This window comes from Kitasatospora sp. NPDC004615, from assembly GCF_042873545.1.
Lineage (GTDB): Bacteria > Actinomycetota > Actinomycetes > Streptomycetales > Streptomycetaceae > Kitasatospora.
Genome location: NZ_JBIALQ010000008.1, coordinates 289,050 through 302,735 on the forward strand (window position 1 = coordinate 289,050; position 13,686 = coordinate 302,735).

10 protein-coding genes are annotated in these 13,686 nt (G+C 72.1%); 5 read left to right on the forward strand and 5 right to left on the reverse strand.

Annotated features, from left to right (window positions below):
* Nucleotides 1-21: 21 nt before the first annotated feature.
* Nucleotides 22-468, forward strand: coding sequence for a MarR family winged helix-turn-helix transcriptional regulator (locus ACFYS8_RS27550; RefSeq protein ID WP_387645699.1), 447 nt, complete (start codon nucleotides 22-24; stop codon nucleotides 466-468).
* Nucleotides 469-581: 113 nt separating this feature from the next.
* Here the strand turns inward: ACFYS8_RS27550 and ACFYS8_RS27555 are convergent, their stop codons facing one another.
* From ACFYS8_RS27555 to ACFYS8_RS27565, 3 genes are all read right to left on the reverse strand, one after another.
* Complete coding sequence (locus tag ACFYS8_RS27555; RefSeq protein ID WP_387645700.1) at nucleotides 582-2,381, reverse strand: DEAD/DEAH box helicase; 1,800 nt, start codon at nucleotides 2,379-2,381, stop codon at nucleotides 582-584.
* A gap of 177 nt (nucleotides 2,382-2,558) precedes the next feature.
* Complete coding sequence (locus ACFYS8_RS27560) at nucleotides 2,559-2,762, reverse strand: cold-shock protein (protein WP_376047050.1); 204 nt, start codon at nucleotides 2,760-2,762, stop codon at nucleotides 2,559-2,561.
* A 336-nt stretch (nucleotides 2,763-3,098) separates the two neighbouring features.
* Nucleotides 3,099-5,267, reverse strand: coding sequence for an MMPL family transporter (locus ACFYS8_RS27565; RefSeq protein WP_387645703.1), 2,169 nt, complete (start codon nucleotides 5,265-5,267; stop codon nucleotides 3,099-3,101).
* Between the two features lie 512 nt (nucleotides 5,268-5,779).
* Here ACFYS8_RS27565 and ACFYS8_RS27570 point away from each other — a divergent pair.
* From ACFYS8_RS27570 to ACFYS8_RS27585, 4 genes are all read left to right on the forward strand, one after another.
* On the forward strand, nucleotides 5,780-7,987 hold the full coding sequence (locus tag ACFYS8_RS27570) for an MMPL family transporter (RefSeq protein WP_387645985.1): 2,208 nt from the start codon (nucleotides 5,780-5,782) through the stop codon (nucleotides 7,985-7,987).
* Nucleotides 7,988-8,005: 18 nt separating this feature from the next.
* Complete coding sequence (locus ACFYS8_RS27575) at nucleotides 8,006-8,923, forward strand: phosphotransferase enzyme family protein (protein ID WP_387645705.1); 918 nt, start codon at nucleotides 8,006-8,008, stop codon at nucleotides 8,921-8,923.
* A 129-nt stretch (nucleotides 8,924-9,052) separates the two neighbouring features.
* Entirely contained in the window at nucleotides 9,053-10,009 is a 957-nt protein-coding gene (locus ACFYS8_RS27580) for a polysaccharide deacetylase family protein (RefSeq protein WP_387645707.1), read from the forward strand.
* A 64-nt stretch (nucleotides 10,010-10,073) separates the two neighbouring features.
* On the forward strand, nucleotides 10,074-11,507 hold the full coding sequence (locus tag ACFYS8_RS27585; RefSeq protein ID WP_387645708.1) for a S1 RNA-binding domain-containing protein: 1,434 nt from the start codon (nucleotides 10,074-10,076) through the stop codon (nucleotides 11,505-11,507).
* Nucleotides 11,508-11,523: 16 nt separating this feature from the next.
* Here ACFYS8_RS27585 and ACFYS8_RS27590 read toward each other — a convergent pair whose 3' ends face one another.
* Both ACFYS8_RS27590 and ACFYS8_RS27595 read right to left on the reverse strand, forming a co-directional pair.
* Nucleotides 11,524-12,231: an exonuclease domain-containing protein gene (locus ACFYS8_RS27590; protein WP_387645710.1), complete on the reverse strand. Its 708-nt coding sequence runs from the start codon at nucleotides 12,229-12,231 to the stop codon at nucleotides 11,524-11,526.
* 103 nt (nucleotides 12,232-12,334) lie between these two features.
* On the reverse strand, nucleotides 12,335-13,588 hold the full coding sequence (locus ACFYS8_RS27595; protein WP_387645713.1) for an SAV2148 family HEPN domain-containing protein: 1,254 nt from the start codon (nucleotides 13,586-13,588) through the stop codon (nucleotides 12,335-12,337).
* Nucleotides 13,589-13,686 lie beyond the last annotated feature (98 nt).

Sequence of the window (13,686 nt, forward strand, 5' to 3'; positions counted from 1 at the left end):
ACCCCGAAGGGAGCGTGTCCGATGACCCGCCCTGATCCTGCCCTGGCCCACGGCTGGTGCGCCCTGACCGCTCTGCACGGCCGGATCGAGGCCCATGTCGAACGCGCCCTGCAGGCCGAACACGAGCTCAGCGTCCGCGAGTTCTCCGTCCTGAACGTCCTGAGCGAGCAGCACGACGGCGACGGCGGCCACTTCCGGATGAACCAGCTCGCCGACGCGGTCGTGCTCAGCCAGAGCGCCACCACCCGCCTGGTCACCCGCCTCGAGGACCGCGGCCTGCTCGCCCGCTACCTCTGCCCCACCGACCGCCGCGGCATCTACACCAACGTCACCCCGGCCGGCCTCGACCTCCTCGCCCAGGCCCGCCCCACCAACGACACCGCCCTCGCCGAGGCCCTCACCACCGCGGAGCAGCGCCCCGAGCTGGCTCCCCTGGTCGCGACCGTCCGCGAGATGTCCAAGGCCTGAGAGAGCACCCTCAGGGGCGCGGGAAGACTCGCGCGAGCGGATGGGCACGAAAACAGGGGCGCTGGGGGTACCCCCAGCGCCCCTGATGGTGCTCTCCCCGGTCCCGCGAAGCGCTAGTCGGCCTTGCGCCGCTGCCGCCCCGTCCCGTAGTTGGAGCCACTCTTCGTCCCGGACCCCGGCTTCGCCCGCCCGGACGACTTGCCGATGAACCCGGCCGCCATCTGCGAGCTCCCGCCGCCGGGGCGCTGCTTGGGCCGGGGGCGGCGCGGGTTGCCGCTCATGTCGACGTCCTTGGGCAGGCCGCCGGAACGCTTCGCGGGGCGGCGTCGCGCCTCGCCGTCCGCCGGCTTGACCCCGCCACGCCCGCGGCCACGGCCCTCCGTCCCCTCGGAGACGGGAGCGGCAACAGCCACCGCCGTCGCCGGAACCGGAAGCATGACCGCCACGCCGGACGGCATCCTCGCGCCGGTGATGCGCTTGAGCTCGCCGTCCTCGGGGCGGACCTTGGTGATGGTGGGCCGGATACCGGCGATGCTCATCAGGCGGTTGACCTCGCGGCGCTGCTCGGGCAGCACCAGGGTGACCACGGTGCCGGACTCGCCGGCCCGCGCGGTGCGGCCGCCGCGGTGCAGGTAGTCCTTGTGGTCGATCGGCGGGTCGACGTTGACGACCAGGTCGAGGCCGTCGATGTGGATGCCGCGGGCGGCGACGTTGGTGGCGATCAGCGCGGTGACCTGGCCGTCGCGGAACTGGTCGAGGACCCGGTTGCGCTGCGGCTGCGACTTGCCGCCGTGCAGCGCGGCGGCGACCACGCCGTGGGCGCGCAGCTGCTTGGCGAGCCGGTCCGCGCCGTGCTTGGTGTGCACGAACATGATCACGCGGCCCTCGCGGGCGGCGATCCGGGCGGTGGTCTCGGCCTTGTCGGCGGGGTCGAGCTGGAGCAGGTGGTGGTCCATGGTGGTGACGGCACCGGCCGACGGGTCCACCGAATGGGTGACGGGGTCGGTCAGGAAGCGGTTGACCAGCCGGTCCACGTTGCGGTCCAGGGTGGCGGAGAACAGCATCCGCTGCCCGCCCTCGGCGACCTGCTCCAGGAGCTTGACGACCTGCGGCAGGAAGCCCATGTCGGCCATCTGGTCGGCCTCGTCGAGGACGGTGATCGCCACGTCGTCCAGGCGCACGTCGCCGCGCTGGATCAGGTCGTCCAGCCGGCCGGGGGTGGCCACCAGCACCTCGGTGCCGCGGCGGACCTGGTTGGCCTGGCGGGTGATCGACATGCCGCCGACCACGGTGGTGATCCGCAGGCCGAGCACCCCGGCGTAGGGGGCGAGCGCGTCGGTGACCTGCTGGGCGAGCTCACGGGTGGGGACCAGCACCAGGGCCAGCGGGTGGCGGGCGCTGGCCCGCTTCCCGGCGGTGCGCACCAGCAGCGGCAGGCCGAACGCCAGGGTCTTGCCGGAGCCGGTGCGGCCGCGGCCGAGGACGTCACGTCCGGCCAGCGCGTCCGGCAGGGTGGCGGCCTGGATCGGGAACGGCTCGGTCACGCCCTGCGCGCCCAGTTCCTTCATCAGCCCGGAGGGCAGGTTCAGCTCGGCGAAGCTCTCCGCCGCCGGGCGGGACGGGGTTCCCTGCACGTGCGTGAAGTCCTCGGCGGGCGCGGCGACCGACGGCGCGGCACTCCGGCGCGGCCGGCGCGGACGCTCGGTACGGGCCTGCTCGCCGCCGCGCGGCTGCTCGGTACGCGGAGCACCGCCACGCGCGGCGCCGGTGCGCGGCTTCCCGCTACGGGTGCGCGGCTTGTCGGCACGGGGCTGGTCGGTACGCGAACCGGACTGCGAAACGGACTTCGAACCGGATCGCGAAACGGACTGCGCCGCGGCCTTCTCGGCGCGCGGACGGGACTGCTCGGGCATGCGTGTTCCTCTTCCTGAGGGCCTTCGGCCGGCGTACGCGGAGGCACGGCGGCGGGTGTGTCGGCCGTCAGGGAGGAGAAAGGCGCCGCCCCGGCCGTCGGGCGGCATGGGCGAGGGCCCGTACCTTGGAGGTACGGGCCCTCGCCTGCGTCACACTGAGTCGGCGTAGGCCGGGACTCAGATGGGGCGGATGTTCTCCGCCTGCGGGCCCTTCTGGCCCTGGGTGACGTCGAACTCGACCTTCTGGCCCTCGAGGAGCTCACGGAAGCCGGTGGACTGGATGTTCGAGTAGTGAGCGAACACGTCGGCGCCGCCGCCGTCCTGCTCGATGAAGCCGTAGCCCTTTTCGCTGTTGAACCACTTCACGGTGCCGGTAGCCATAACCGTCTCCACTTTCACTGGGGCGTTGGGGCACACACCTCGTGAGCCCCACGTAGCCGCGATCCCCATCCGGAGACTAAACACCGGACAAAACAAATGCGCCTGTGGTTGGAACCAGCAGGCGCACACACACGTTCATGGGAACCAATACTGCAACTGCTTCGACAATAGCACGGTCCCCCTCGCCAACGGCGGCAAAAGTTCCGCTGGTCACACCGCGTTTCAGTGCGACGCCAAGGGGGCATGCGGTCCCGTTGGACCGCATGCCCCCTCCTACTCGGGGCTACCCGTCGGTACCCCCGCAGGGCTGCCCGGCGCTACCCGCCGCCGGGCCCGTCAGGCCCGGCCGGCCACCTGCGGCTCGCGCTCGGCGACGGCCTCGGGGCCGTGGTCGGGCATCGCGCCGTGACCGGGCCACCAGGCCTTCTTGCCGAGCAGCGCGGTGATCGCCGGGGTGAAGAACATCGCCATCACGAAGGCCGCCAGCACGATGCCGATGGCCAGCGCGAAGCCCAGCTCGGCGAAGAGCACGTTGCCCGCCAGCATGAAGGTCGCGAAGGACGCCGCCAGGATGAAGCCGGCCGCGGCGACGGTCGGACCGGCGTGCCGGACCGCCTCCTTGGCCGCCTCGCGGGGGCTGCGGCCCTCGCGGGCCTCCTCTCGGAGCCGGGCGATGATCAGGATGTTGTAGTCGGTGCCGATCGCCACCACGAACAGGTAGATGAAGATCGGCAGCATGAACATCAGGCCGGACTCGGAGCCGAGCTTGAGGAAGGCCACCGTGGTGGCACCCAGCGTGGCCGCGAAGCCGAGGCCGACCGAGGCCATCAGGTACCAGGGCGCGACCACGCTGCGCAGCTGGAGGCCCAGGATCAGCAGGATCAGCACGCCCGCCACCGGGAAGACCAGCTTGTAGTCGTGCGCCATCGCCAGGTTGATGTCCTTGTAGATCGACGAGGTGCCGCCGACCAGTGCCTCGCTGCCGGCCGGGGCGGCCGGGTGCGCGGTGGAGCGCAGCTTGGTGATGGTGTCGATCGCCGCGTTGCTGGCCGCGGAGTCCTTGAGCACCACGACGAAGTCGGCGGTGGTGCCGTCCTCGCTGAGCTTGGGCTCGGGCTGGACGGCGGCGACGCCGGGGACCTGGCCGAGCTTCGCGCCGAAGCCGTCCAGGCCGGCCGGGTCGAGCTTGCCGCCGCCCTTGGTGCTGGTGGTCAGGAAGACGTGCGTGGGGTCGGCCGCACCCTCGCCGCCCTTCTTGCTGAGGGTGTCCATGACGAGCATGGACTCCTTGTCCTTCGGCATCATGCTCTTCGCCATGTCGAAGGTGCCCTGGTAGCCGAGGCCGGCCAGCGAGAGGATCACCAGCAGGCCGCCGGAGACCAGCGCGATCAGGCCGGGGCGACGGCTGACCATCTTGCCGAGCTTGTGGAAGCGGGCGCCCTCCGGCTCCTGCATCCACTTGCGGCCGGGCCAGAACACCGCCTTGGTGGAGGTGACGGCCAGCAGCGCGGGGGTCAGGGTGAGCGAGGCCAGCGCGGTGACGATGACGGAGATCGCCAGCGCCGGGCCGAGCGACTTGAACATGCCGAGCTCGGAGAGCAGCAGCACCGCGAAGGCGACGGTGACCGCGCCGGCCGCGGAGGCGATCGCCTCGCCGACCCGGCCGACGCCGTTGGCCACGGCGGCCTTGCGGTCGTCGCCGGCCCGCAGGCGCTCGCGGTAGCGGAACATCAGGAACAGGAAGTAGTCGGTGCCGACGCCGAGGATCACCACGATGTCGATCGCCGAGGCGATCGGCGAGGACTTCAGGTCGAACGCCTTGGTGACGAGGGCAATCAGGCCGCTGGCGGCGATCATCGGGAAGATCGACAGCAGCACCGGCAGCCAGCCGACCAGGATGCCGCGGAAGATCACGCCGACGATGACCACGATCAGCACGATGGTGGCGAGCATGGTGATCGCGTCGGTGGCGCTGGAGGACTCCTTCTGGTCCAGCCCCATCGCGGCCGGGCCGCCGACCTGGTACTTCAGCGCGGTGCCGCTGGCCAGCGCCCTGCCCTCTTCGCGCAGGTCCTTGGCGGCGACGGTGAACTCGTCGGTCTGCATCTTGGTCTTGTCGATGGAGACCATGCCCATGGCGTACTGCCCGTCGGGCGAGAACGTCTTCCCCTCGATCGGGGGGATGATCTGCTCGACCAGCGGGATGTGCTTGTCGGTCAGCCCCTTGACGACCTTGGCCATGTCGGCCTTGTCGGCGTCGGTGAGCGCGGCGCCGTCCTTGCGTTCGAACAGCAGCAGTGCGCTCGGGGAGAACTCGGCCGGGAACTTCTCCTGCTGGACCACCGCGGCCCGGATGGACTCGTAGTGCTTCGGCAGGAACTCCGACTCGTCGGTCGAGGCGCTCATCTTCGGAGCGGTGGCGATCAGGGCTATGGAGCCGATCACCCACGCGATGATCACCCACCAGGCCCGCTTGACGACGAAGTGTCCAAGTCGGTGGAACATGATCGAAATGCCTCCCCTGGGCATGGTTCACCGCAGCCGAAAAACACCAGGTACCGGGCAGCGGCAGGACCGGCGCGCGAAACCCTCAACAGGGCCTAGCCGGTCGGCAGGTAAGTAACAGCGGGCAGTTTACGGGAACTTGCTTGCCGCCCGGCAAGTGGGTTTCGCGTGTGCCCCCTGGGGGCGGCCACGGAACCTGCCCCCGCACTATCGTCGCCCGCCCGCACCCCCTCCCACCTCGTGCGTGGGGTGGAGATCGCTCCCCCTCAGGGTGGACGCCCGGCTGCCCTCAAGGAGGAGACCCCGACCCCGGGGGTGGGGTTAACCCCCTACTCCCTCCTGGGGACAGGGGGAGGAAAAAGTCGGTGACTAGCCGGATGGTTCGTCAGAACCCCAGCTCATAGCGTCTGTTGTGCCGCCGGAAGCAGCCCGGAGGCCCACTGACCGGGGCGGTCCGCACCCGCCCGTAGCCCCTGGGGGACACCACCGTGAAGCATGGAATCGCCGCCTCGATGGGCGCCTGGAGCGCCCGCCACAGAAAGAGCGCGGTCTTCGGCTGGCTGCTCTTCGTCGTCCTCGCCGCCTACCTCGGCGGCATGCACGGCTCCACCAAGATCACCGAGTCCGAGCAGATGCCGGGCCAGGTCGCGCAGGCCGCCAGGATTCTGGACGACGCGGGCATCAAGTCTCCGGCCGGTGAGGTCGTCCTGGTGCAGAGCCGCACGCTGATGGCGGACGACCCGTCCTTCAAAGCGGTCGTCGAGCAGGTCGCCACCGCCGTCCGGGCCACCGGCAAGGCCGGGGAGCTGCACAGCCCGTACGAGACGGGCGCGATCTCCGCCGACAAGCACTCGGCGCTGCTCCAGTTCACGGTGATCGGGGAGGACGACAAGGCGGCCGTCGCCAACGTGCCGCCGATCATGGACGCGGTGACGGGCGTTCAGAAGCAGCACCCCGAGCTGACGGTCGAGGAGTACGGCCAGGCCAGCTCCGGCAAGTGGTTCGCCGAGCAGTTCTCCTCGGACTTCGCCCGCGCCGAGTGGACGGCCGTGCCGCTCGCCCTCGGCATCCTGCTGATCGCGTTCGGCGCGCTGGTGGCCGCGGTCCTTCCGGTGGTGCTGGCGCTGACCGCCTTCATCGCCGCCTCCGGCCTGGTCGCGCTCTCCTCCGGCATGCTGCACACCAGCAGCGACGCCTCCTCGGTGATGCTGCTGGTCGGCCTCGCCGTCGGCGTCGACTACTGCCTGTTCTACCTGCGCCGCGAGCGCGAGGAGCGCGCCGCCGGGCACGACGCCGAGACGGCGCTGCGGATCGCCGCCGCCACCAGTGGCCGCGCCGTGCTGGTCTCCGGCATCACCGTGGTGGTCGCGATCGGCGGCATGTTCCTCACCGGCATCGGCACCTTCAAGGCGATGTCCTTCGCCACCATCCTGGTCGTGATCACCGCGGTGCTCGGCTCGCTGACGGTGCTGCCCGCGCTGCTCTCGATGCTCGGAGACCGGGTGGAGAAGGGCAAGGTCCCCTACCTGCACCGCCTGCGCCGTGACACGAACGAGGGCAGCCGGTTCTGGAACGCGGTGCTCACCCCGGTGCTGCGCCACCCGCTGGCCGCCGCGGGGCTGGCCACCGTCGCCCTGCTGGCGATCGCCTCGCCGACGCTCACCATGCACACCGCCAAGCTGACGTTCCAGCAGCAGCTGTCCAAGGACAACGCCCTGGTGGCCACCTCCCAGCGGATCCAGGACGCCTTCCCCGGCAGCCCCTCCCCCGCCACCGTGGTGATCAAGGCGAAGGACATCTCCTCGCCCGAGATGAAGCAGGCGCTCGCCGATCTCCAGTCCAAGGCCCTCGCCACCGGCCGGATGCACGGCCCCACCAGCCTGACGGTGCACGCCGGACAGAACGTCGCCACGGTCGACATCCCGCTCAACGGCAGCGGCAACGACACCACCTCCGCCGAGGCCCTGAAGACCCTGCGCGAGCAGGTCGTGCCCGCCACGGTCGGCAGGATCGCCGGCGCCGAGACCCCGGTCACCGGCAGCACCGCCGCCTCGATCGACTTCAACAAGCAGATGTCCGGCTCGATGCTCCCGGTCTTCGGGTTCGTGGTCGGCTTCGCCTTCCTGCTGATGCTCTGCTCGTTCCGCTCGCTGTCCATCGCCGTCACCGCCGTGATACTCAACCTGCTCTCGGTCGGCGCCGCCTACGGTGTGCTGGCGCTGGTCTTCCAGCACGGCATCGGCGCCTCGCTGATCGGCACCGAAGGCGTCGGCGCGGTGGAGAGCTGGATCCCGCTGTTCCTGTTCGTGATCCTGTTCGGCCTGTCGATGGACTACCACGTCTTCGTGGTCTCCCGGATCAAGGAGGCGCACGACCGCGGCCTGCCCACCGGCGCGGCCGTCGCCCACGGCATCCGCACCACCGCCGGTGTGGTCACCAGCGCCGCCGTGATCATGGTCGGGGTGTTCTCGGTCTTCGGGACGCTCTCCATGCAGACCATGAAGCAGATGGGTGTCGGCCTCGCCGCCGCCGTCCTGATCGACGCCACGGTGATCCGCGCCGTGCTGCTCCCCGCCGTGATGTCCCTGCTCGGCGACAGGAACTGGTACCTGCCGCGCTGGCTGCACTGGCTGCCCCGGATCGAGGGCGAGGCGCCCGCCGCCGCCCCCGCCGGCACCGGCACCCACCGCGGCCGCGGCGACCACGAGCTGATCGGCTGACCCACCCCCTCCCTCCTGATGCGCCCCCGGTTCGCCGACAATGAGCAGGTGATCTTCGACGAATCGGGGGCCCAGGCCCTCCTCCAGCAGGCGTGCGCCCCGGCCGGTATCGACCCGGCCGGGGCCACGCTCATTTCGCTCGGCCAGAACGCCGTCTTCGACCTGCCGGAGCTCGGCCTGGTCGCCAAGGTCGGCCGCGCCCCCGGCTCCGCCGACCGGGCCGCCCGCGAGCTCGCGCTGGCCGGCTGGCTGGACGGCGCGGGCGTGCCGGTGGTCCGCCCCGCCGACCCCGTCGTGCACCTGGCCCAGGACCACCCCGTCACGCTGTGGCACCGACTGGAGCCCGCCGTCCGCCCGGCCCGGCCCGCGGACCTCGCCCCGCTGCTGCGCGCCCTGCACGCCCTGCCCGCGGAGCCGGCCCCGCCGGTGCCGCTCGGCCGGCGCGACCTCCTCGCCCCCGTGGACAGTTGGCTGGCGACCGCGGAGGGTCACATCGATCCGGCGGACGTGGCGTTCCTCCGTGACCGGAAAGAGACCTTTGTCACCGCTATTTCCGAATTGACCCCTTACCTCCCCTCCGGCCCGATCCACGGCGACGCCCTGCCGCGCAACGTGCACATCACCCCCGCCGGCCCGGTACTGCTCGACCTCGAGTACATGGCCTCGGACCTCCGCGAGCACGACCTGGTGGTGCTGGCCCTCAGTCAGGACCGGTACGGCGTACCGGCCGAGGAGGTCGCGGCGTTCAACGCGGCCTACGGGTGGGACGTCCGCGAGTGGCCCGGCTTCGCGGTGCTGCGCGGCGCGCGGGAGACCGCGAGTGCCGCCTGGGTGGCGCAGCAGACGGCCGGAAACCCGGCCGCCCGGACGGAGTTCCGTCGCCGTGTCGACTCACTGCGTGACGGAGAGGCGGAAGTACGCTGGTTCGCGTTCTGACCGCTTCCGTTCGGTGCCCGCCTTGTGGCGCAGCGCACATCCGGACGGAACCACCTCAGTCGTACCTGGCGTCGTCGTAGTCGACCGGACGCCCCGCTCCATGTGGCAGGTACGACGTAGGAGTCGTCCATGGTGAAGTCCCGCATAATCGCCCGTCGTCGTTCTCTTCTTCTCGGTGCCTCCGCCGCACTGCTCGCCCCGGCCCTGCTGGTGGCGTGCGGTGCGCACGGCACCCCCTCCGCGGCAGGGGCAGCCGCGCAGCACCCGGCCACGCCGAGCGCGAGCACGACCACGGGCGGCAGCGGGGGTTCCTCGGTGGCGGCCCGGCCGACGCCGAGCGAGAGCACCTCGTCCCCGTTCGCCTCGCCGAGCCAGGACCCGACGGCGCCCACCCGGACGCCGGCACCGCCCGCCCCGAGCACCACCCCGTCCACGCCCGGCACCGGCGCCTCGCAGCCGTCCGGCGGCCAGCAGAGCCACGCCCCGGCCACCCACGTGCTGGCGCACACCGCCTCGGGCGGCCGGACCGTGGCGCTGACCTTCGACGACGGCCCGGGCCAGGCCACCGGCCAGGTGCTGGACCTGCTGGCGCAGTACAACGCCAAGGCGACGTTCTGCGAGATCGGCGACAACGCGCAGGCGCACCCGGCGATGGTCAAGCGGATCGTCGCCGAGGGCCACCGCCTGTGCGACCACACCGTGGACCACCCGCAGCCGATGCACACCCAGTCGCACCAGCAGCAGGTGGCGGAGATCGCCGACGCCAAGACCCAGATCGAGGACGCCGCCGGCGGCAACGCCCCGATCACCTGGTGGCGCGCCCCGGGCGGCGACTTCACCGCGGAGAACGAGAAGATCGGCGCCGACCAGGGCATGAAGTCCCTCGGCTGGTCGGTCGACCCGCGCGACTGGTCCCGCCCGGGCGTGCAGTCGATCGTCACCACCGTCGAGCAGAACCTCCGCCCCGGCGGCGTGGTCCTGATGCACGACGGCGGCGGCGACCGCACCCAGACCGTCGCGGCCCTGAAGCAGCTGCTCCCGTGGCTGGTGGCCCAGGGCTACACTTTCGACTTCCCGCAGTCCTGACCGGCTCTCCTGCCGAGGCGTCCTGACGGCTTGTCAGGGCGCCTCTTCGGCCTTCAGGAGCCCCGTGCCCGCCTTCGTGCACCGCGTCACCAAGTACGACCCTGCCAACCGCGACGAGCGCGGCCACTACCTGGCCGACGACGACACCGACAGCGACCGCGGGCCGATCGAGGCGGCGTACCTGCAGGCGGTGGTCGCGTTCGCCGGGGAGTGCGGCGTCGACCGGCTGACGATCGGCCGCCCGGAGGCCGCCTTCTTCGCCTCCCCCGAGGACGGCGGCCGCCTGGAGGACCTCTTCCCGGGCCTGCGCGGGTTCCACGACGGCGCGGAGGTCTCCCTGGAGACCGCGCTGGAGCTGGTGCGGATGATGCTGCGCGGCGGCGAGGGCTGGTGCCTGCTGGAGGCCGGCGACCGGTTCTTCGTGCACATCGGCTGGGACCAGTACATGTACATCGGCACCGACCGCCCCTGCGAGCGCGCCGCGGCACGAGTCCGCCGGCTGGGCCTGTTCCCGGAGCCGATACCGGAGTCGCCGTACTCCGAGGAGTCGGATGAGCCGGGCGAACAGCGGCCCGCCGACGAGGAGTTCTGGGCCCGGGTGCACTGGCTGGTCGCCGGAGGCCGGGCGGGCCTGCTGGAGGAGGGCTACGTCCAGAACGCCTCCCGCTGGCACCGGCTGACGCCCGAGACCATCGACGCCGTCCGCGCCGGCCTCACCCCGCGCGCCATGCTGACCCTCTGGCCGCCGCTGTCCGACGACGTCGCGGCCGTGCTGGCCGCGCTCCCCGAGGACGACACCCGGGAGTTCGTCTGGGAGGACGGATCGGGCGCCGTTCACAGCGTGGTCGTGCACGACGACCAGCACGAGGAGTTGACCGCCCGGGTGGCGGACGCCCGGGCCGCCTGCGCGCTGCCGATCACGATCGACGAGCACCGTCCGCTGCTCAGCGGCGTGCTCCCCGACGAGGACGGCATACTGCGGGCCCGCTGGCGCACCACCTGGTCGCCGTGCGACGAGACCTGGATGTTCCTGAAGTCCCTGCGCCCCGGTCAGGCCGTCACCGGCACCGTCACCCGGATCGCCGACACCGTCGTGTTCGTGGACGTCGGCGGCTTCACGGCACGGCTCCGCCAACCGGAGCTGTCCTGGCGGTCGATCAGCGACCCGTCGGACCTCGTCGAGGTGGGCCAGGAGGTCACGGCCGCGGTGCTCGGCGCCGACCTGGCGCGCGAGGAGCTGTACCTGTCCCTGAGGGCGCTGCAGGACAACCCGCTGGAGCAACTGTCCACCCGCGTCGGCGAGTTGGTGGACGGCGTGGTGACGAGGGTGCTTCCGTTCGGCCTGCTCGTCCGGATCGAGGACCGCCCCGACGGCCTCCAGGGGCTGGTGCCCGCCGCCGAGTCGGCCTGCGGGGCCGTTCAGGTCGGCGACGGGCTGACCGTGCGGATCCTCGAAGTCGACCTGGCCCGGCAGCGGGTCCTGCTCTCCTGCCGCTGATCGTCGGCCGCCGCCCTCAGGACGCTGCCTTGAGCGGCCAGCGCGGGTCCACGGTGGCGGCCGGGTCCTTGCGGCGCAGCCAGTCCTGCAGGCCGGTGGCCCAGTCGCGGTGCCAGACGATCTGGCGGCGGTGCAGTTCGTCGAGCGGCAGGTCGCCGGCCTGTTCGGGGTAGCGGTGGCCGAGGGCGACGGCGACCCGGACGGCGGCGAGTGCGTCGCTGCCGGCCTCGTGGGCGTCGTGGAGTTCGACGCCGTAGACCTCGCAGACCCGCTGGAGGGTGCGTGAGCCCTTGCGGTACTTGTCGAGGGCACGGTCGACGACCATGGCGTCGACCACGGGGGTGACCGGCCCGCCGAGGCGTTCGGCGAGGGTGGGGCGGCCGTGGCGGCGCAGTTCGGCGTCGAGCAGCGACAGGTCGTAGGGCGCGTTGAAGGCGACCACGGGCCGTCCGGCGGCGAGCCGCTGGTGCAGGGCCTGGGCGATCTCCTCGATCGCCTCGTCGGCGGGCCGGCCATGGGTGCGGGCCTCGGTGTCGGTGATGCCGTGGATGGCGGTGGCCTCGGCGGGTATCGGGACGCCGGGGTCGATCAGCCAGTTGGTGGCCGTTTCGACCCGGCCGCCGAGGGTGTCGACCACGGCGGCGGTGACGATCCGGGACTCCTGCGGGTCGGTGCCCGTGGTCTCCAGGTCGAATCCGGTGAGTGGCCCCTTCCACCAGGTCATGGGGTGTGTCCTTCCGTCAGCACTGCCAAGATGCGGACCATCATCGCGCGCCGCTGTGACAGCGCCGACGGCGCGTCCGCCCTGGCGGGGGCGACCGTGCTGGTCAGGACACTGCGCGGGAGTCCCCCCAGAGGTCCTCGAACTCCTCCCGGTAGACCTCCAGCAGCCCGGGTTCGGTGCCGCCGGCCTCCTGCCCGGCGCCGCCGCGGAGCACCAGGGCGGGCGATTCGATGCCGCGGGCCTTGCGCAGGTAGGGCTGGATGACGCCGAGGTCGGTGGAGCGCCGCCGTCCGCCGGCGCCCGTGGTCCGCGGGCCCTCCACCAGGTAGGCGGTGAACCGGGGCAGTTCGTCGAAGACCCGGATCTCGAAGCTGCCGGGGTCGCGCAGCCGGGCCCGGACCCGCCGCGCGTGCATGATGTTCATCTCCACGGATCGGCCCAACTCGCCGCGCCCGAGGCCGAGTTCGCGTTCACGTCGGCGGACGGCGCTGCTCGCCGGGTTGAGGAACAGCAGCCGCACCCGGCAGCCGTCGCTGGCGAGGCGTACCAGGCGCTTGCCGGTGTAGTTCTGGCAGAGCATGCCGAGTCCGATGCCGACGGCGTCCAGGCGCCGGGCGCCGTCGAGCAGGTCCTCGACGGGCAGGTCGCGCTGCAGGCGGACCCGGTCGGGGTGGACGGCGATCACGTCGGCGTAGCGGCCGGCCACGAGTTCCTCGACCACGTCGGCGGGCACGCCGCCGTGGGTGCCGTCGAGCAGGGCGAGCAGCCGGGCGGCGGCCCGTTCGGTCTGGTCGAGGACGGTCTTGGTCAGGGCCCGGTTGCGGGAGACCACGTGCCGGGCGACCTCGAGTTCGTCGAGGGCGAGTTCGATCTCCCGGCGGTCCACCAGGTGCGGTTCGAACAGCGGCCAGTGCTGGACCATCAGTTCGCGCAGCTGCGGAAGGGTGAGGAAGACCAGCGGGTCGTCGTCGACGGGGTCGAGCAGGTAGCCCTTGCGGCGGGAGACCTCGCGGACGGCGGCGGCCCGGTGCACCCATTCCTCGCCGGCCGGTCCGGCGGCGGCGGTGACCCACTCCTCGCCGTGCGCGGGCGCGTAGACGGGGTGCAGCACTTCGTGCACGAGGGCGCGCATCCGCTGTTCGACCAGGTTGAGCCAGACGTAGGCGCGGCCGGCCAGCCGGACCCGGCGGTAGGCGCCGTCCCACTGGTCGGCGGCCCAGGCGGGCGGCATGCCCTCGGCGGGGCCGCCCTGCGGGGGCAGCGCCCCGCGTCCGACGCCGGTGCGGACGACCAGCGTCGGGGCCTCGCTGCCGCCGGCCCGCGGGTCGGGTCCGTCGCCGTCGGCGGGGAACGCCATCCGCTACCTCACCTCTCGCCCGCCGCCGCTCGGCCGCCGGTCTGTCCGCTGACTCGCTCCACCATGACGGCCCTTGGTCGCCGGCCGTACGGGCCCGG

Excerpts from the sequence above, each read along its gene's own strand:
- ACFYS8_RS27555 (WP_387645700.1), bottom strand. The coding sequence starts at position 2,381 with ATGCCCGAGCAGTCCCGTCCGCGCGCCGAGAAGGCCGCGGCGCAGTCC.
- ACFYS8_RS27565 (WP_387645703.1), bottom strand. The coding sequence starts at position 5,267 with ATGTTCCACCGACTTGGACACTTCGTCGTCAAGCGGGCCTGGTGGGTG.
- ACFYS8_RS27550 (WP_387645699.1), top strand. The coding sequence starts at position 22 with ATGACCCGCCCTGATCCTGCCCTGGCCCACGGCTGGTGCGCCCTGACC.
- ACFYS8_RS27580 (WP_387645707.1), top strand. The coding sequence starts at position 9,053 with ATGGTGAAGTCCCGCATAATCGCCCGTCGTCGTTCTCTTCTTCTCGGT.
- ACFYS8_RS27595 (WP_387645713.1), bottom strand. The coding sequence starts at position 13,588 with ATGGCGTTCCCCGCCGACGGCGACGGACCCGACCCGCGGGCCGGCGGC.
- ACFYS8_RS27575 (WP_387645705.1), top strand. The coding sequence starts at position 8,006 with ATGCGCCCCCGGTTCGCCGACAATGAGCAGGTGATCTTCGACGAATCG.
- ACFYS8_RS27570 (WP_387645985.1), top strand. The coding sequence starts at position 5,780 with ATGGGCGCCTGGAGCGCCCGCCACAGAAAGAGCGCGGTCTTCGGCTGG.
- ACFYS8_RS27560 (WP_376047050.1), bottom strand. The coding sequence starts at position 2,762 with ATGGCTACCGGCACCGTGAAGTGGTTCAACAGCGAAAAGGGCTACGGC.
- ACFYS8_RS27590 (WP_387645710.1), bottom strand. The coding sequence starts at position 12,231 with ATGACCTGGTGGAAGGGGCCACTCACCGGATTCGACCTGGAGACCACG.